Source organism: Streptomyces sp. Je 1-332 (assembly GCF_040730185.1).
Lineage (GTDB): Bacteria > Actinomycetota > Actinomycetes > Streptomycetales > Streptomycetaceae > Streptomyces.
On record NZ_CP160402.1, the window covers coordinates 5,902,512 to 5,919,516 of the forward strand.

A 17,005-nucleotide genomic window follows, 5' to 3' on the forward strand; every position below is an offset into this window, starting at 1 on the left:
GTCTCAGCGGTGTATCGACTCCCGTCCCGGCGGTCACGTCCGTAGAGTGGAGGGCGTGCCAAGGATTCGAGCGGCCTCTGTGGCCGAGCACCGGTCGATGCAGCGCGGCGCCCTGCTGGACGCCGCGAGGTCCCTGCTGTCCGAGGGCGGTACGGAGGCGTTGACCTTCCCCGCCCTCGCCGAGCGAACGGGGCTCGCGCGGTCCTCCGTGTACGAGTACTTCCGGTCGCGGGCCGCGGTCGTGGAGGAGCTGTGCGCGGTTGACTTCCCCGTCTGGGCCGCGGAGGTCTCCGCCGCGATGGAGGGGGCCGATTCCGCCGAGGGCAAGGTCGAGGCGTACGTCAGGCGTCAGCTCGATCTGGTGGGGGACCGGCGCCACCGGGCCGTCGTCGCGATCTCCGCGGCCGAGCTGGACGCGGGTGCGCGCGAGAAGATCCGGGCCGCGCACGGAGGGCTCGTCGCCATGATCGGCGAGGCGCTGTGCGAGCTGGGGCACGCTGAGCCACGGCTCGCGGCGATGCTCCTGCAGGGTGTCGTGGACGCGGCCGTGCGGCGCATCGAGCTGGGCGCCGCGGAAGACCCGTCCGCCATCACCGAGGCGGCCGTGACCATGGCCCTGCGGGGTGTGCGGGGCTGAGGCCTCCCACATCGAAGCCCGGCAGAACGCCTGCCCACAGGGGGACCGGCCGCAGCAACGGCACATCGATCACCGGCAGCAGGCGGGACGCCCCGCGTCGCAGCAGCCATGGCGGCATCAACGCCAGTGGGTCCAGATACGCCTCGCCCCGCAGCAGCCCCCAGTGCAGGCAGCTGCCCGTGCAGTGGGCGCGGGGCGGTTCCAGCACCCCCAGCGTCCCGCCCGCCGCCACTTCGGCGCCCTTCTTGACCGTGGCCCGCACCGGCTCGTACGTCGTACGCAGGGGCGGGTCGCCGGTGCCCGTCAGCTCCACGGAGATCACTCCCCGCCCCGCCACCCGGCCGGCGAAGGAGACCCTGCCCGCGGCCGCGGCCCGGACCACCGAGCCCGGCGCCGCCGCGAGGTCCACGCCCCGGTGGCCCCGGCCGTACTCCGTCGCCGGCGGCTCCCAGCCCCGTACGACAGCAGGCCGCACCCCCACGGGCCAAGCGCGGCCGATCTTCGGTACCGGCTCCCCGGCGGCGCCGGCCGGGAACGTCACCGCAGTGATCAGTGCCACGGCCGCCAGCACAGAACCCAGCCCTCTGCTCAGCCTTCTTCGCATGTGAGACATGGCAGAACCGTCCCGCGACGAGCCGGTCCGCGGGGATCATGGCGCGGATCTGTGGATGACCAGCCGCTTGTGGATATCGGCGTCACCCGCTGCCTCGCGGGTCCCGTACACTTCTTGTGGCGATCCGGGTCACCGGGTCGACTTCGCACGCCCCGACATCAGGCCATGAAAAGCCAGGTGCCAGCGCCTCTCGGTCCTCTGTGGCACGGCGCATCGCGGGCGTCAGGCGCGACCGCCATCCGGCGGACGCGGCACAACCGAGAACACCAAGGAGTACGGCCATGGCCGTCGTCACGATGCGGGAGCTGCTGGAAAGCGGCGTCCACTTCGGTCACCAGACCCGTCGTTGGAACCCGAAGATGAAGCGCTTCATCTTCACGGAGCGCAACGGCATCTACATCATCGACCTGCTCCAGTCGCTGTCGTACATCGACCGCGCCTACGAGTTCGTCAAGGAGACCGTCGCCCACGGCGGCACGGTCATGTTCGTCGGCACGAAGAAGCAGGCGCAGGAGGCCATCGCCGAGCAGGCGACCCGCGTCGGCATGCCCTACGTGAACCAGCGCTGGCTGGGCGGCATGCTCACCAACTTCTCGACCGTCTACAAGCGCCTGCAGCGCCTGAAGGAGCTCGAGCAGATCGACTTCGAGGATGTGGCCGCGTCCGGCCTCACCAAGAAGGAGCTGCTCGTCCTCTCCCGCGAGAAGGCCAAGCTGGAGAAGACCCTCGGCGGTATCCGCGAGATGTCCAAGGTGCCCAGCGCCGTCTGGATCGTGGACACCAAGAAGGAGCACATCGCGGTCGGCGAGGCCCGGAAGCTCAACATCCCGGTCGTCGCCATCCTCGACACCAACTGTGACCCCGACGAGGTCGACTACAAGATCCCGGGCAACGACGACGCGATCCGCTCCGTCACCCTGCTCACCCGCGTGATCGCCGACGCCGTCGCCGAGGGCCTCATCGCCCGTTCCGGCGTGGCCACCGGCGACCAGAAGCCGGGCGAGAAGGCCGCCGGCGAGCCGCTCGCCGAGTGGGAGCGCGACCTGCTCGAGGGCGACAAGAAGGCTGACGAGCCCAAGGCCGACGAGCCGAAGGCCGCCGAGGCCGAGGCCGAGGTTCAGAAGTCCGCCGAGACGGAGAAGGCCGCCGACGCCGAGCAGGCCGAGGCCCCCGCCGAGGTTGCCGCCGCCGAGGCCCCCGCCGCGGAGACCGAGCAGGCCTGACCTTCACAGGTTCGGTAGTTGACGGCGGGGGCCCAACAGGCCCCCGCCGTTCACCCGTAGATCTTTCAGACCTCCGAAAGAGAATTTCAGGATCATGGCGAACTACACCGCCGCTGACGTCAAGAAGCTCCGCGAGCTCACGGGCGCCGGCATGATGGACTGCAAGAAGGCGCTCGACGAGGCCGACGGCAGCGTCGACAAGGCCGTCGAGGCCCTGCGCATCAAGGGCCAGAAGGGCGTCGCCAAGCGCGAGGGCCGCTCCGCCGAGAACGGCGCCGTGGTCTCCCTCATCGCCGACGACAACACCTCCGGCGTGATCGTCGAGCTGAAGTGCGAGACGGACTTCGTCGCCAAGGGCGAGAAGTTCCAGGCCGTCGCGAACTCGCTGGCCGCGCACATCGCCAAGACGTCGCCCGCCGACATCCAGGCGCTGCTCGCCTCCGAGATCGAGGCCGGCAAGACCGTCCAGGCGTACGTCGACGAGGCCAACGCCAACCTCGGCGAGAAGATCGTCCTGGACCGCTTCGCCCAGTTCGCGGGCACGTACGTCACCGCGTACATGCACCGCACCATGCCCGACCTGCCCCCGCAGATCGGTGTTCTGGTCGAGCTGGACAAGGCCGACGCCGACCTGGCCAAGGGCATCGCCCAGCACATCGCCGCCTTCGCGCCGAAGTACCTCTCCCGCGAGGACGTCCCGGCCGAGGTCGTCGAGTCCGAGCGCCGCGTCGCCGAGGAGACCACCCGCGCCGAGGGCAAGCCCGAGGCCGCGCTGCCCAAGATCGTCGAGGGTCGCGTCAACGGCTTCTTCAAGGAGGCCACCCTCCTCGGTCAGCCGTACGCGCTCGACAACAAGAAGTCCGTCCAGAAGGTCCTGGACGAGGCCGGTGTCACCCTGAAGCGCTTCTCGCGCATCAAGGTCGGCATCTGAGTCCGTACCGCGATCGACGGTAGACCCCGCTAGGGTCGACAGCGGTCGCCCGCGTACCCACGCGTACGCGACGTACGACCGCAGGATCTGACGAGGAGGCCATTGCCGAGCATGGGATGCGAACGACACCCCACCGGCAGTGGCCTTCTTCGTATGTGCGCCGAGCAAAAAGAAGCGAGTACTCCATGACCACCAAGGCCGACACAAACAGTGGCGACGATAAAGTCCCCGGTCGTTTCCTGCTGAAGCTCTCCGGTGAGGCGTTCGCCGGCGGGGGCGGCCTTGGCGTCGACCCCGACGTAGTGCACGCGATCGCCAAGGAGATCGCCGCGGTCGTCCGCGACGGTGCCCAGATCGCGGCCGTCATCGGCGGCGGCAACTTCTTCCGCGGCGCGGAGCTCCAGCAGCGCGGCATGGACCGGGCCCGCTCCGACTACATGGGCATGCTCGGCACGGTCATGAACTGCCTTGCCCTCCAGGACTTCCTGGAGAAGGAAGGCATCGAGTGCCGCGTGCAGACCGCCATCACGATGGGCCAGGTCGCCGAGCCGTACATCCCGCTGCGCGCCGTACGGCACCTGGAGAAGGGCCGCGTGGTCATCTTCGGTGCCGGCATGGGCATGCCGTACTTCTCCACCGACACGACCGCGGCGCAGCGCGCCCTGGAGATCGACGCCGAGGCCCTGCTCATGGGCAAGAACGGCGTCGACGGTGTCTACGACTCCGACCCCAAGACCAACCCGGACGCGGTGAAGTACGACGCGCTCGGCTACGGCGAGGTCATCACCCGCGACCTGAAGGTCGCCGACATGACCGCGATCACGCTGTGCCGCGACAACAAGCTGCCCATCCTGGTCTTCGAGTTGCTCTCCAGCGGCAATATCGCCCGTGCCGTCAAGGGTGAGAAGATCGGCACACTCGTGGGCGACGAGGGCACCCGCGCCTGATCCCGGGGCGCCCCCCGAGGGCCACGAGGGATGGACAAAGCCCTGCCGGTCGGACACGGTGCAGGGAAAAGAGACGCGACGCAGCCGACACCCCATGGACTCCCCCTACTTCACCGTGTGGGGGCGCCCCCAGCCCACTCACAACACGCAGGAGCAAGTGGTGATCGAAGAGACCCTCCTCGAGGCCGAGGAGAAGATGGAGAAGGCCGTCGTGGTCGCCAAGGAGGACTTCGCCGCGATTCGCACAGGCCGTGCGCACCCGGCGATGTTCAACAAGATCGTGGCCGACTACTACGGCGCCCTTACGCCGATCAATCAGCTGGCCTCGTTCTCGGTGCCCGAGCCGCGGATGGCCGTGGTGACCCCGTTCGACAAGAGCGCGCTGCGCAACATCGAGCAGGCGATCCGCGACTCCGACCTCGGCGTCAACCCCAGCAACGACGGAAACATCATCCGGGTGACGTTCCCCGAGCTGACGCAGGACCGCCGCAAGGAGTTCATCAAGGTCGCCAAGACCAAGGCCGAGGACTCCAAGATCTCGATCCGCTCCATCCGCCGCAAGGCCAAGGAAGCGATCGACAAGGCGATCAAGGACGGCGACATCGGCGAGGACGAGGGCCGTCGCGCGGAGAAGGAGCTCGACGACACCACCGCGAAGTACGTCGCTCAGGTGGACGAGCTGCTCAAGCACAAGGAAGCCGAGCTGCTCGAGGTCTGAGGGCTCGAAGTCTGAGGACTGAGGAATCCGATCCGTGAACGACTCTTCCTGGGGGGCGCCTCCCAGAGCCGGGTACTGGGGGCCGCCCGACCAGGGCCCTGCTCAAGGGGCTGCCCCGGCAGGTCCCGCGTACGATGCGCATGACGCCCTGTATCCAGCAGAGACGCAGCCCATGCCCATCGTGCCCGACATGCCTGAAGTCCCCCGGGAGCCCATGCCCAGCGCATCACAGCCCGCCCCCGAGTCGCCGCGAGCGCCTCAGGTGCCTCAGACGCCGGGCGCGCCCCAAGCGCCGCAGAAGAAGAGCGCGGGCCGTGATCTCGGGGCGGCCATAGGAGTCGGCGTGGGGCTCGGCGCGGTGATCGTCGCGTCGCTCTTCATCGTGAAGGCCGTCTTCATCGGCGTCATAGCGGTCGCCGTCGTGGTCGGTCTCTGGGAGCTCACCTCCCGGCTCCAGGAGCGCAAGGACATCAAGGCGCCGCTGGTCCCACTGGCGGTGGGCGGCGCCGCGATGGTCGTCGCCGGGTACGTCCGCGGACCCGAGGGCGCCTGGGTCGCCATGGCGCTCACCGCGCTCGCGGTGCTCGTCTGGCGGATGACCGAGCCGCCCGAGGGCTATCTGAAGGACGTCACGGCGGGCGTCTTCGCGGCGTTCTACGTCCCCTTCCTCGCCACGTTCGTGGCGCTGATGCTCACCGCGGACGACGGCTCGATGCGGGTGCTCACGTTCCTGCTCCTGACCGTGGTCAGCGACACCGGGGCGTACGCGATCGGCTGGCGCTTCGGCAAGCACAAGCTCGCCCCGCGCATCAGCCCCGGCAAGACCCGCGAGGGCCTGGTCGGCGCGGTGACGTTCGCGATGGCGGCCGGCGCGCTGTGCATGGAGTTCCTGATCGACGGCGGCACGTGGTGGCAGGGGCTGCTCATCGGCCTCGCGGTCGCCGCGAGCGCGACGCTCGGAGACCTGGGCGAGTCGATGATCAAGCGTGACCTCGGGATCAAGGACATGGGCACGCTGCTGCCGGGGCACGGCGGCATCATGGACCGCCTCGACTCACTGCTGCCCACCGCGCCGGTGGTCTGGCTGCTGCTCGTCATCTTCGTGGGGTCCAGCTGACCCGCACCCCGCTGTACGTGAGGGGCTCGCTGTCCACGGGACGGTGGGCCCCTTTTCGTGTCCTGAACTCCCGGAGGGTCTACAGGACCGAGAGGGACCTGAGCGCGCCGCTGATCAGCGCCGTCACCGACTCCAGGTGCTCCGTCGGGGGCGGCGGTCTCTTCGTGGTGAGGACGAGGGTGGCGTGGGGGCCGACGGGGACGTGGAGGCGGTCGGGGCCGGGCGACGGAGGGGTGAGGTGCAGGGCGGCTTCCGTGCAGCCGAGGGCCGGGGGCGCGTGGTCGGCCACCGACCTGGCGAGGGCCGCGGTCGTGGTGGACGAGGCGACCGCCTGGACGAGCGCGTGCAGGTGCTCGAGCTGCTGGTGGGCGGCGGTCAGGGACGAGTTGAGCCGTAGGCGGTCCTCGGTCGCGCGGAAACGGAGCGTGCGCTCGCGCTCAAGGGCGTTGACGCGCTCCTTGACGGTGAGGAAGCGGTCGCCGGGGTCGATACGGACGGCCCGCAGGTGCACCGCAAGGGTGGGCAGCCACTGGGCCCGGGCACCGAAGCAGCGGCAGCGCACGCGTGCGCCGTCGTAGCCGTGCAGGGTGAGGCCGGCCGGGGTCGGGTGGCCGGTACGCAGCCACTGCCGTACGTACGTGGCGACGTCCTCGGCGGTTTCGGAGACCATCTCGCTCAGGGGCGCCGCGTCCTCGACACCCGGAAGCATCCGGGCCGCCGAGGGGTTCGCGGCCAGTACACGCGTGTCGGCGGCGACGAGCAGCACGGGCTCCGTGAGCAGCCCGGTGATCTTCCGGAAGAGGGCCAGGGGGTCATCGACGGTCACAGGGCATCGCCGTAGTACTCACGGCCCGTGGTCAGTTCCGCTTCGGAAGGCGGCCTGAGGTGGACCACGACGCGGCAGCCCACGTCCCAGCGGGCGATGGTCTTCTCCAGCTCCACGCGCGCGTAGCCGAGGTTGTCGGCGGCGATGGTCCCGAAGATGTTCGACGTCATCATGCACATGGAGGGCCGGCCGAGGACCTTCTCGCCGAACGGGCACACCCGATTGCCGAGGACGATGCGCCGGTCGTTCTCTTCCACGACGAAGAAGCCCCCGCCGAGCCGCTTCTTGAGGTCGACCATGACCTTCGCCACCTGCACGCGGTCGAGACGGTCGACCGACAGTGCTTTGGTGTACTGGCCGTTGATGTCGTCGCCGATGGTCTGACTGACGAGGCTGACGTAACCCGCCGCCTCCTCCAGACCGACGACGTCCTCAAGGACGCGCGCCAGTTCACGGATGAGGCTGCGCATGAACACATCGCGGTCGAGGGCGATGGGTGCGTCGGATGGTTCCACTGGGTCCCCCTCGCCGGCAGTCACTCGACACGCTGACTTACCTTGTGTGACCACATGATGGCGCACTGTGAGAGGCCCTGTCGACCGACTTCGAGAGGCCCACGGAGCCCCGCCCCCTGGGCCGGGCACCCTCCGCCGAACGGTGGCCGGGTGGCGCTCCCGCAGTCTGCGACACTGGAATCACCATGCCTGTACCCGGAGAACTCACCTTCGTCGCGCCCCGCGGAGCCAAGAAGCCGCCGCGGCATCTCGCCGACCTCACGCCCGCCGAGCGCAAGGAAGCCGTCGCCGCCGCAGGCGAGAAACCGTTTCGCGCCAAGCAGCTCTCGCAGCACTACTTCGCGCGGTACGCGCACGACCCGGAGCAGTGGACCGACATTCCCGCCGGTTCGCGCGGGAAGCTCCAGGAGGCGCTGCTTCCCGAGCTGATGTCCGTGGTGCGGCACATCAGCTGCGACGACGACACCACCCGTAAGACGCTGTGGCGGTTGTTCGACGGGACGCTCGTCGAGTCCGTGCTCATGCGCTATCCCGACCGCGTGACGATGTGTATCTCGTCGCAGGCCGGGTGCGGGATGAACTGCCCGTTCTGCGCGACCGGACAGGCCGGTCTCGACCGGAACCTGTCCACCGCCGAGATCGTGCACCAGATCGTGGACGGGATGCGGGCCCTGCGCGACGGGGAGATTCCCGGTGGGCCCGCGCGGCTCTCCAACATCGTCTTCATGGGGATGGGCGAGCCGCTCGCCAACTACAACCGCGTGACCGGGGCGATCCGCCGGCTGACCGACCCCGAGCCCGACGGGGTCGGCCTCTCGCAGCGTGGCATCACAGTGTCGACCGTGGGCCTCGTGCCCGCCATCCACCGGTTCGCTGACGAGGGCTTCAAGTGCCGCCTCGCCATCTCGCTGCACGCGCCCGACGACGAGCTCCGCGACACCCTCGTACCCGTCAACACGCGCTGGAACGTGCGCGAGGTGCTTGAGGCAGGGTGGGAGTACGCCGCCAAGTCGGGGCGCCGCCTGTCCATCGAGTACGCGCTGATCCGGGACATCAACGACCACGCGTGGCGCGGTGACCGGCTCGGGCGGCTGCTCAAGAACAAGCCCGTGCACGTGAACCTGATCCCGCTGAACCCGACGCCGGGCTCGAAGTGGACCGCGTCGCGGCCGGAGGACGAGAGGGCCTTCGTGAACGCCATCGCCGCTCATGGGGTGCCCGTCACGGTGCGTGACACCCGTGGCCAGGAGATCGACGGGGCGTGCGGTCAGCTCGCCGCGGCAGAGCGTTAGGCTGGCCGAAACACAACTTCAGAGTGAGAAGACAACTTCATATCCGAAACACATCTTCATATTCCGACAGGGGAGCGCCACAGCGCTGAGAGTGCGGCAGCCAAGGACAGGTTGGCCGCAGACCCTCTGAACCTTGCCCGGGTCATTCCGGGTAGGAAGTTCGGACATCACTCAAGCTGTTGCGCCCTGCCCGCCGGCCCTTCGGTCCGCGGGCAGGGCCGCGTCTCTTCCTGGTCACTCCAGGAGGAATGAATTCAGTGAGCACCACCAAGAAGATCACGCTCACCGCGGTCGCGGTGAGCGTCGGGCTCGTCGCGCTCTCCGCGTGCGGCGGCTCGTCCGACAGCGGCGACAAGGCCGACTCCAAGAGCGTCACGCTCGTCACCCATGACTCCTTCAACGTCTCGAAGGACGTACTGAAGGCGTTCGAGAAGAGCTCCGGGTACAAGGTCGACGTCCTCAAGGACGGGGACGCGGGCGCCGCCGTGAACAAGGCGATCCTGTCCAAGGACAACCCGCAGGGCGACGTCTTCTTCGGCGTCGACAACACGCTTCTGTCGCGTGCGCTCGACAACGGCCTCTTCCAGTCGTACGAGGCCAAGGGCTCGGACCAGATCGCCTCGCAGTTCCGCGTCGATCAGGGGAAGCACCGGGTCACGCCCGTCGACAGCGGCGACATCTGCGTCAACTACGACAAGAAGTACTTCGCCGACAAGAAGCTCGCGCCGCCGGAGTCCTTCGCCGATCTGACCAAGCCCGCGTACAAGGATCTGCTGGTCACCGAGAACGCCTCGACCTCGTCCCCCGGCCTCGGGTTCCTGCTCGGCACCGCCGCCCAGTACGGCGACGACGGCTGGCAGGGCTACTGGAAGAAGCTCAAGGACAACGGCGTCAAGGTCGTCGACGGCTGGGAGCAGGCCTACAACGAGGAGTTCTCCGGGTCCGCCGGCGGCAAGAAGGCCAAGGGAGACCGGCCGCTCGTCGTCTCCTACGCCTCGTCCCCGCCCGTCGAGGTGCGCTACGCCAAGCCGCAGCCCAAGGAGGCGCCGACCGGCGTCGCGACCGGCACCTGCTTCCGGCAGGTCGAGTACGCGGGTCTGCTGGGCAACGCCCAGAACGAGAAGGGCGGCAAGGCGCTCCTCGACTTCCTGATCAGCGCCGAGTTCCAGGAGGACATGCCGCTGAACATGTTCGTGAACCCGGTCCGCGAGGGCAGCAAGCTGCCGGAGCTGTTCACGGAGCACGGCGTGAGCGTCGACAAGCCGGAGACCATGGCTCCGAAGAAGATCGCCGACAACCGCGAGCAGTGGGTCAAGTCGTGGACCTCGCTCGTACTGAAGTAGGCACGTCCCGTAAGGGGCTCGCGCGCGGGAGCGCGGCGCGGCTCGGTCTCATGGCCGTGCCCGTCGCGTTCTTCGCGGTCTTCTTCGCCTATCCGGTCGCCGCGATCGTCGCGCGGGGCCTGAAGGTCGGCGGCCAGTGGCAGTTCGGGCGGATCGCGGAGGTCGTCGGGCAGTCCGACGTCCGGCACGTGCTGTGGTTCACCACCTGGCAGGCGCTCGCCTCGACGGCGCTCACCCTGCTGATCGCGCTCCCCGGCGCGTACGTCTTCGCGCGCTTCGAGTTCAGGGGCAAGCAGATTCTGCGGGCCGTCGTCACGGTGCCGTTCGTGCTGCCGACCGTCGTCGTCGGGACCGCGTTCCTCGCGCTGCTCGGCCGGGGCGGGCTGCTCGACGAGATGTGGGGCGTACGCCTCGACACGACGGTGTGGGCGATCCTGCTCGCGCACGTCTTCTTCAACTACGCCGTCGTCGTACGGACCGTCGGCGGGCTCTGGTCGCAGCTCGACCCGCGCCAGGAGGAGGCCGCGCGGATGCTCGGCGCCTCGCGGTGGACCGCCTGGCGGACCGTCACGCTGCCCGCGCTCGGACCCGCGGTCGCCGCGGCGTCCCTCATGGTCTTCCTCTTCACGTTCACCTCCTTCGGTGTCGTGCAGATCCTCGGCGGACCCGCGTACTCGACGCTCGAAGTGGAGATCTACCGGCAGACCGCCCAGCTCCTCGACCTGTCGACGGCCGCCGTACTGACGATCGTGCAGTTCGCCGCGGTCGGCGCGATCCTCGCCGTGCACGCGTGGACCGTGCGCCGCAGGGAGAGTGTGCTGAAGCTGGTCGACGCCTCCGTGGTCGCGCGCCGCCCGAGGGGCGCGGGGCAGTGGTCGCTGCTCGGCGGGGTCATGGTCACGATCGCCGTGCTGATACTGCTGCCGCTCGGGGTGCTGATCGAGCGGTCGCTGAGCGGCCCCGACGGCTACGGCTTCACGTACTACAAGGAGTTGACGTCGGCGGAGGGCGGGGCGTTCCTCGTCCCGCCGATCGAGGCGGTCTGGAACTCGCTCCAGTACGCGCTCGCCGCCACCGCCATCGCCCTGGCGATCGGCGGGCTCGCCGCCGCGGCGCTCACCCGGAAGGCGGGCCGCCTGGTGCGCGGCTTCGACGCGCTCCTGATGCTGCCGCTCGGGGTGTCCGCGGTGACGGTCGGCTTCGGGTTCCTGATCACGCTGGACAAGCCGCCGCTCGACCTGCGCTCGACGTGGATCCTGGTGCCGCTCGCGCAGGCTCTGGTGGGCGTTCCCTTCGTCGTACGCACCATGCTTCCCGTCCTGCGCGCGGTGGACGGACGCCTGCGCGAGGCGGCGGCAGTGCTCGGGGCCTCGCCGCTGCGGGCGTGGCGGGAGGTCGACCTGCCGATGGTGCGGCGCGCGCTGCTGATCGCCGCCGGGTTCGCCTTCGCCGTGTCCCTGGGGGAGTTCGGCGCGACCGTGTTCATCGCGCGGCCGGACAACCCGACGCTTCCGGTGGCCGTGGCGCGGCTCCTGGGGCGGGCGGGGGAGCTCAACTACGGGCAGGCGATGGCACTTTCGACGATCTTGATGGTGGTGTGCGCGGTGTCGCTGCTGCTGCTCGAACGCCTCCGTACCGACCGCACGACCGGGGAGTTCTGATGGCCTTGCTGACGCTGGCGGACGCGACCGTGCGGTTCGGGGCGCGGGCCGTCCTCGACGCTGTCGCCCTGGAGGTCGAGGAGCACGAGATCCTGTGCGTGCTCGGGCCGAGCGGCAGCGGCAAGTCGACGCTGCTGCGTGCGGTCGCCGGGCTCCAGGATCTCGACGGCGGGCAGGTGCTCCTCGGCGGGAGGGACCAGCGGGGTGTGCCCGCGCACAAGCGTGGGGTCGGCCTGATGTTCCAGGACCACCAGCTTTTCCCGCAGCGTGACGTGGCGGGCAATGTCGCCTTCGGGCTGCGGATGCACGGGGCTTCGCGGGGCGAACAGGCCGACCGGGTGGCCGAGTTGCTCGAACTCGTGGGGCTTCCGGGTGCGCAGCGCCGGGCCGTCGCCTCGCTCTCCGGCGGCGAACAGCAGCGGGTCGCCCTCGCGCGTGCGCTCGCACCGAGGCCGCGCCTGCTGATGCTCGACGAGCCGCTCGGGCAGCTCGACCGTTCGCTGCGGGAGCGGCTTGTCGTCGAACTCCGTGAACTGTTCGACGAGTTGGGTACGACGGTGCTCGCGGTCACGCACGACCAGGGCGAGGCGTTCGCGCTCGCGGACCGGGTGGTGGTGATGCGGGACGGGCGGATCGCCCAGTCCGGTACGCCACTTGAGGTCTGGCGGCATCCGGCTGACGAGTTCGTCGCACGTTTCCTGGGCTTCGACAACATCGTCGACGCGACGGTGTCCGGTGAGGTGGCCGACACCGCCTGGGGCAAGGTTCCGGTGCCGGCGGGTGCCGGGGGCCCTGGTGGGGGCCCGGCGGACGGGCGGCGCCGGCTGTTGGTGCGGCCGGCCGGGGTGCGGCTGGTGCCGGCCGATGAGGGGCTGGCGTGCGCGGTGACGGCACGTACGTTCCGGGGCACGCATGTCGCCGTCCATCTGGAGCCTCGGACGGGTCCGCGGCTTGAGGCGGCCTGTGCGTTGCGGGATGCGCCTGGGGTGGGGGAGACGGTGGGGGTGGCGTTTGATGTGGAGGATGTTGTGGTGTTGGGGTGAGGTGGGGTGGTGCCTGGGCTGAGGTGGGGTCTGCGCTGAGGTGGGGGTGGGCCGGTGTCGGGCGCGGCGTTATTGAGGTGTGCGTGGTTCGGGGGTCTGTCTAGGCTTCGGGCCATGACGACATGGGAGTACGACCGCCATCGCGCCGAAGTCGCCGTCCAGCTGGGCCTCTTGAGAGAAACGTTGGCCGGGGTTGATCTGTCGGTCGTCGTGCCGACGTGTCCGGAGTGGACCCTCGGGTACCTCGCCCGGCATGTGGGGGGAGCCGTGCGCTGGGCCGAGCGGTTGGTGGGCACGCGGGCTACGAGGGGCATCCCGGAGGAGGAGGTTCCGGGGATCCGCGGTCCGGAGGGTGACGATCCCGCGGCCCTCGACGCGTGGCTGGCGGAGACCGCCGAGCTCGTCGTGCGGACGATGGGCGGCGCACAGGCCGATACGGCGGTGTGGTCCTGGTCCGACCGCCACGACGCCGGGTTCTGGGCGCGGCGCATGACGCATGAGGTGGCCGTGCATCGGGCGGATGCGGCGATCGCCGCGGGCGTCCCGTACGAGGTCGCGCCGGATGTCGCCGTCGACGCGATTGATGAGTGGCTGGAGATCGTGCAGTTCGTGCAGCGGTCCGATGCCGAGGACAGTGCCGCTGAGTTGCGTGGGGCGGGGCGCAGTATTCATCTGCATGCGACTGATGTGCCGTCGGAGCTGAACGCGGAGTGGGTCATCGAGTTCGTCGACGACGGCTTCGTGTGGCGGCGGGGGCACGAGAAGGCGACGGTTGCTCTGCGGGGGCCGCTTACTGAGGTGTTGCTGGCCTTCTACCGGCGGCGTTCCCTCGACAGCGGGGCCGTAGAGGTGTTGGGGGAGCGGGGGTTGCTGGAGTTCTGGCTGGAGCGGGCTTCGTTCGGGTGAACTGTCCCCAACCCCGCCCCTTCCCGGAAACTCGCTCTGGCGCGAGGGCCTTGGTGGCCGTCATCACCGGCTCCGCCGAGTTCGTCCTCAAGCGCCGGACGGGCTGAAACCTCGGAGCGTGTCCGGGACCTCCTCCACCCTGTCCACCAGCGCGATCCGCGACTCCATCGAGCGGCCCCGTGCCAGCGCCTGCAGCAGCGGCCACGCGGGGAGGCGTTCCGTCCAGTGTTCGTGGTTCACCAGGATCATGGGGGCCGGTTCGCCGCGGGACTCGTAGTAGTTCGGGGTCGCCGCGTCGAAGATTTCCTGGAGCGTGCCCGCGGCGCCGGGGAGGAAGATCACGCCCCCGTTCGAGCGGGCGAGCAGGCCGTCCTCGCGGGTGGCGTTCGCGAAGTACTTCGCCAGGTGGGTGGCGAAGGCGTTCGGCGGCTCGTGGCCGTAGAACCATGTGGGGACGCCCACCGAAGCGCCACCGTCCGGCCAGCGCTCGCGCACGTCGAAGGCCGCCCGCGCCCACTCCGTGACCGAGGGGGTGAACGACGGGGCCTTGGCGAGGAGTTCGAGCGCCTCGTCCAGCATCTCGTCGCGGAAGACCGACGCGTACGCGCCCAGGTTCGCCGCCTCCATCGCGCCCGGCCCGCCACCCGTGGCGACCGTGAACCCGGCGCGGGCGAGCGAGCGGCCGAGCCGGGCGGCGCCCTCGTACGCCTCCGTGCCGCGGGCCATCGCGTGGCCGCCCATCACGCCCACCACCCGGGCGCTGACGAGCAGTTCGTCCAGGGCGTCCGAGATCGAGTCGTCGTGGATCGCGCGGAGCATCGAGGAGAAGACGTCACCGTCGGCCTTGGTCTCCTGGAACCACTCGTACGCACGGGCGTCGGGAGTCGCCTCGTACCCACCCTCGGAGAGCCCGGCGAAGAGCTCGTCCGGCGTGTGGAGAAGTCCGCGGTACGGGTCGAACGGCAGGCCGGGGACGGGCGGGAACACCAGCGCCCCGGCGGCCCGGACCGCGTCCGCCGCGCTCGGCTCCATCAGGCAACCGAGGAACACCGCGCCCGTGGCGTCGCACGCCGTCAACGCGGACGTACGCCCCATCAGGTCTATGGCCTGGACACGGCACCCGGCGAGCGAGCCGCCCGCGGCGATCTCGTCGAACTCGGCGAGCGACTCGATCTCGCGGTCGCCGCCCGGGAGTCGGGGCGAGGGGGCGGGGGCGGATGCGGATGCGGGTGCGGGTTCGGGAGTCGGCAGCATCCGCCCATGCTAAGCAGACCGCCCGATCGTCGGTTGCCCCCCTTGCCCCCTGCCCGCCGGGTGGGCCGGGTTCGCCGGCCCAGTACCTCTGGCCCCCGGCTCCCGGCCCCCTTACCCCTCCACCGCGGACGCGTCCATCCACATGATTTCCCACGTGTGGCCGTCCAGGTCGTCGAAGGCGCGGCCGTACATCATGCCGAAGTCCTGTGTCCTGCCCGCCGTGCCGCCTGCCGCCACGGCCTTGTCCACCAGCTCGTCGACCTTTTCGCGGCTCTCGGCGCTCAGACAGATCAGCGCCTCGCTGGTCGTCCGTGAGTCCGCGATCTGCTTCTCCGTGAACTGCTGGTACTTGCTCTTGCCCAGCATCATCGCGACGATCGTGTCGCTGATCACGACGCAGGCGCAGTCGTCCGTCGTGAACTGCGGGTTCAGCGAGTAGCCGAGCTCCGTGAAGAACTTCTTCGAGCTGTCGACGTCGTCCACGGCGAGGTTCACGAAGATCATCTGCTGGTACATGAGGTCTCCCGTTGCGGTGAGTTCTGCGTGGCGTGTGCGTTCGTGTCTGTGTCTTACGGAGGGGTAGACGAACGTTCGACGCAGAACTCATCGCCCGCAGCGGGCTCTTTTTTCGCGAGTTGGACGCGGGCTCCTCAGCCCGCGAGTGGCAGCGCCGCCAACTCCGCCACCACCCAGGTCAGCGGCCCGAACACGGCCGCGAGTGTGCCTGCCCGCAGTGCGGCGGTGCCGCGCAGCATGGACGCCGGAGCCCCGAGTTGGAGCAGCGCCGACGTCGTGTCCGAGCGCGCGTGCTTGGCCTCGACCGCGGCCGTGGCCAGGGTCAGTACCGCGCAGCCCGCCACGAGCAGCGAGCCGAGCGTGGTCAGCGGGCCGACCTCGGGCCGGTTGCCGGAGTAGAGCGTGAGCGCCGCGTACGCCCCGGAGCCGACCACACACAGCACCCCGAGCGGCCGGCCGATCCGCCGCGCCTCCTCCTGCAGCCCGCGCCCGGCCAGCAGCCGCATCGCTCCGGGCCTGGCCGACTGCAGGATGCGCCCGCACAGGAACGTGAGGCCGGGGCCCGCGATGGCGAGGCCGAGCGCGGTGAGCGCCCATCCGGCGAGCACGCCCGCCGGGCTGCCGGTCAGACCGCCCGGCATCCGCAGGTCCGGAGTCCCGGGCGAGCGGCTCGCGTACGTCTCGACGGCGAGGCCTGCCGCGAGGAGCGCGACTCCCCAGGGAAGCCCGCTCGGCGGGGCCGCCGGTGCGTTCGGGTCCGCGGGGCCGGCGTGGTGGGCGTCCTGCTTGCCGTTGGACTTCGGGGTGCGGGGCCGCAGTACCGCGGCGCTCCCCGCGGAGGCGGCCAGTGGGACGAGGGCGAGCAGGGTGAGCGCCGCGGGGAGGGGCAACGGCTGCCCGGCGGCGAGCAGTTCGGACCCGGCGCCGTCGAACGGCAGGCCCGACAGGTCGCCGCGCAGGTGCAGGAAGAACAGGAGCGCGACCATCGAGCCGAGCGTGCACGCCACCGCCGTGGAGATCGTGGCGAGGACCATGAGCCTTGCCGGACCGAGCCCCACCGCCGAGAGCCCGGAGCGCGGCCGGGTCGCCGGGTCGGTGCGCGCGACGGTGACGGCGAAGTACACGGTGGCGGCGATCGGCGCGACGCACCAGGCGAGCCGCAGCACGGCTCCGCCGGACGCGTCCGGGTGGCTCATCGCGTAGCCCAGCGTGCACAGGAGAAGGAAGCCGGTGCCGGCCGATGCCCCGGCGACCAGCAGCCTGCGCAACTGGACCAGGGGATGGGCCCCGCGGGCTAGACGGAGAGCGAGCACGCGGCCCGACCTTCCGCGTCGTCGGAATCACCTTCGGCGGCCGCGGTGCGGGAGCCTGCGGCGGCCGCGGCGCCGGACCTTCCGGCGGCCATGGCCCCGCCTTCGGCGGCCGCGGCGCGGGAGCCCTCGGCGGTCACGGTGCCGGAGCCT

The 17,005-nt window shown here is 70.2% G+C and carries 17 protein-coding genes and 1 riboswitch; of the genes, 11 read left to right on the forward strand and 6 right to left on the reverse strand.

Translation table 11 applies throughout. The features are described from left to right. Positions 1 to 79 precede the first annotated feature (79 nt). Positions 80 to 637: a helix-turn-helix domain-containing protein gene (locus ABXJ52_RS26860; protein WP_367049300.1), complete on the forward strand. Its 558-nt coding sequence runs from the start codon at positions 80 to 82 to the stop codon at positions 635 to 637. Here the strand turns inward: ABXJ52_RS26860 and ABXJ52_RS26865 are convergent. After that, on the reverse strand, positions 591 to 1,187 hold the full coding sequence (locus ABXJ52_RS26865; protein WP_367049302.1) for a M23 family metallopeptidase: 597 nt from the start codon (positions 1,185 to 1,187) through the stop codon (positions 591 to 593). The two genes, ABXJ52_RS26860 and ABXJ52_RS26865, sit on opposite strands and share 47 nt — an antisense overlap. A gap of 344 nt (positions 1,188 to 1,531) precedes the next feature. Between ABXJ52_RS26865 and rpsB the strand changes: the two genes are divergently transcribed. The 5 genes from rpsB (at position 1,532) to ABXJ52_RS26890 (ending at position 6,186) form a co-directional block, all read left to right on the forward strand. Then, complete coding sequence (gene rpsB, locus ABXJ52_RS26870) at positions 1,532 to 2,473, forward strand: 30S ribosomal protein S2 (RefSeq protein WP_367045219.1); 942 nt, start codon at positions 1,532 to 1,534, stop codon at positions 2,471 to 2,473. Positions 2,474 to 2,567: 94 nt separating this feature from the next. Beyond that, positions 2,568 to 3,404, forward strand: coding sequence for a translation elongation factor Ts (tsf, locus tag ABXJ52_RS26875; protein WP_367045220.1), 837 nt, complete (start codon positions 2,568 to 2,570; stop codon positions 3,402 to 3,404). A 185-nt stretch (positions 3,405 to 3,589) separates the two neighbouring features. After that, positions 3,590 to 4,351 (forward strand): UMP kinase, encoded by a 762-nt coding sequence (gene pyrH / locus ABXJ52_RS26880; RefSeq protein ID WP_367045221.1) that lies wholly within the window; start codon positions 3,590 to 3,592, stop codon positions 4,349 to 4,351. Positions 4,352 to 4,511: 160 nt separating this feature from the next. After that, complete coding sequence (frr, locus tag ABXJ52_RS26885) at positions 4,512 to 5,069, forward strand: ribosome recycling factor (protein ID WP_361401054.1); 558 nt, start codon at positions 4,512 to 4,514, stop codon at positions 5,067 to 5,069. Positions 5,070 to 5,103: 34 nt separating this feature from the next. Further along, positions 5,104 to 6,186 carry a phosphatidate cytidylyltransferase gene (locus ABXJ52_RS26890; protein ID WP_367045222.1) on the forward strand — a complete coding sequence of 361 codons (1,083 nt, stop codon included), beginning with the start codon at positions 5,104 to 5,106 and terminating at the stop codon, positions 6,184 to 6,186. Between the two features lie 79 nt (positions 6,187 to 6,265). Here the strand turns inward: ABXJ52_RS26890 and ABXJ52_RS26895 are convergent, their stop codons facing one another. Together ABXJ52_RS26895 and ABXJ52_RS26900 are read right to left on the reverse strand one after the other, a co-directional pair. Further along, entirely contained in the window at positions 6,266 to 7,012 is a 747-nt protein-coding gene (locus ABXJ52_RS26895; protein WP_367045223.1) for a hypothetical protein, read from the reverse strand. Continuing rightward, the gene (locus tag ABXJ52_RS26900) at positions 7,009 to 7,527 is read right to left on the reverse strand and encodes a methanogen output domain 1-containing protein (protein ID WP_367045224.1); all 519 of its coding nucleotides are present in this window, start codon (positions 7,525 to 7,527) and stop codon (positions 7,009 to 7,011) included. Before ABXJ52_RS26900 ends, ABXJ52_RS26895 begins: the two co-directional genes overlap by 4 nt. Before the next feature lie 185 nt (positions 7,528 to 7,712). Between ABXJ52_RS26900 and rlmN the strand changes: the two genes are divergently transcribed. The 5 genes from rlmN (at position 7,713) to ABXJ52_RS26925 (ending at position 13,772) form a co-directional block, all read left to right on the forward strand. Continuing rightward, positions 7,713 to 8,819, forward strand: coding sequence for a 23S rRNA (adenine(2503)-C(2))-methyltransferase RlmN (gene rlmN, locus ABXJ52_RS26905; RefSeq protein ID WP_367045225.1), 1,107 nt, complete (start codon positions 7,713 to 7,715; stop codon positions 8,817 to 8,819). Positions 8,820 to 8,877: 58 nt separating this feature from the next. Continuing rightward, a riboswitch (TPP riboswitch) is annotated at positions 8,878 to 8,995 on the forward strand. 72 nt (positions 8,996 to 9,067) lie between these two features. Further along, positions 9,068 to 10,162, forward strand: coding sequence for a thiamine ABC transporter substrate-binding protein (locus ABXJ52_RS26910; RefSeq protein ID WP_367045226.1), 1,095 nt, complete (start codon positions 9,068 to 9,070; stop codon positions 10,160 to 10,162). 50 nt (positions 10,163 to 10,212) lie between these two features. Continuing rightward, a complete protein-coding gene (locus tag ABXJ52_RS26915; RefSeq protein WP_367045227.1) occupies positions 10,213 to 11,823 on the forward strand; it encodes an iron ABC transporter permease in 1,611 nt (536 codons plus the stop codon). Continuing rightward, complete coding sequence (locus ABXJ52_RS26920; RefSeq protein ID WP_367045228.1) at positions 11,823 to 12,866, forward strand: ABC transporter ATP-binding protein; 1,044 nt, start codon at positions 11,823 to 11,825, stop codon at positions 12,864 to 12,866. Before ABXJ52_RS26915 ends, ABXJ52_RS26920 begins: the two co-directional genes overlap by 1 nt. Positions 12,867 to 12,980: 114 nt before the next feature. Next, positions 12,981 to 13,772, forward strand: a complete 792-nt coding sequence (locus ABXJ52_RS26925) for a maleylpyruvate isomerase family mycothiol-dependent enzyme (protein WP_367045229.1) — start codon at positions 12,981 to 12,983, stop codon at positions 13,770 to 13,772. Positions 13,773 to 13,859: 87 nt separating this feature from the next. Here ABXJ52_RS26925 and ABXJ52_RS26930 read toward each other — a convergent pair whose 3' ends face one another. The 3 genes from ABXJ52_RS26930 to ABXJ52_RS26940 all read right to left on the reverse strand — a co-directional run bounded on the left by ABXJ52_RS26930 (position 13,860) and on the right by ABXJ52_RS26940 (position 16,855). Then, a complete protein-coding gene (locus ABXJ52_RS26930; RefSeq protein WP_367045230.1) occupies positions 13,860 to 15,026 on the reverse strand; it encodes an LOG family protein in 1,167 nt (388 codons plus the stop codon). Between the two features lie 111 nt (positions 15,027 to 15,137). Continuing rightward, positions 15,138 to 15,542, reverse strand: coding sequence for a VOC family protein (locus ABXJ52_RS26935; protein WP_367045231.1), 405 nt, complete (start codon positions 15,540 to 15,542; stop codon positions 15,138 to 15,140). A gap of 134 nt (positions 15,543 to 15,676) precedes the next feature. After that, positions 15,677 to 16,855 carry a hypothetical protein gene (locus tag ABXJ52_RS26940; RefSeq protein WP_367045232.1) on the reverse strand — a complete coding sequence of 393 codons (1,179 nt, stop codon included), beginning with the start codon at positions 16,853 to 16,855 and terminating at the stop codon, positions 15,677 to 15,679. Between the last annotated feature and the right edge of the window lie 150 nt (positions 16,856 to 17,005).

Excerpts from the sequence above, each read along its gene's own strand:
- rpsB (WP_367045219.1), top strand. The coding sequence starts at position 1,532 with ATGGCCGTCGTCACGATGCGGGAGCTGCTGGAAAGCGGCGTCCACTTC.
- tsf (WP_367045220.1), top strand. The coding sequence starts at position 2,568 with ATGGCGAACTACACCGCCGCTGACGTCAAGAAGCTCCGCGAGCTCACG.
- pyrH (WP_367045221.1), top strand. The coding sequence starts at position 3,590 with ATGACCACCAAGGCCGACACAAACAGTGGCGACGATAAAGTCCCCGGT.
- rlmN (WP_367045225.1), top strand. The coding sequence starts at position 7,713 with ATGCCTGTACCCGGAGAACTCACCTTCGTCGCGCCCCGCGGAGCCAAG.
- ABXJ52_RS26910 (WP_367045226.1), top strand. The coding sequence starts at position 9,068 with ATGAATTCAGTGAGCACCACCAAGAAGATCACGCTCACCGCGGTCGCG.
- ABXJ52_RS26915 (WP_367045227.1), top strand. The coding sequence starts at position 10,213 with ATGGCCGTGCCCGTCGCGTTCTTCGCGGTCTTCTTCGCCTATCCGGTC.
- ABXJ52_RS26920 (WP_367045228.1), top strand. The coding sequence starts at position 11,823 with ATGGCCTTGCTGACGCTGGCGGACGCGACCGTGCGGTTCGGGGCGCGG.
- ABXJ52_RS26925 (WP_367045229.1), top strand. The coding sequence starts at position 12,981 with ATGACGACATGGGAGTACGACCGCCATCGCGCCGAAGTCGCCGTCCAG.
- ABXJ52_RS26930 (WP_367045230.1), bottom strand. The coding sequence starts at position 15,026 with ATGCTGCCGACTCCCGAACCCGCACCCGCATCCGCATCCGCCCCCGCC.
- ABXJ52_RS26935 (WP_367045231.1), bottom strand. The coding sequence starts at position 15,542 with ATGTACCAGCAGATGATCTTCGTGAACCTCGCCGTGGACGACGTCGAC.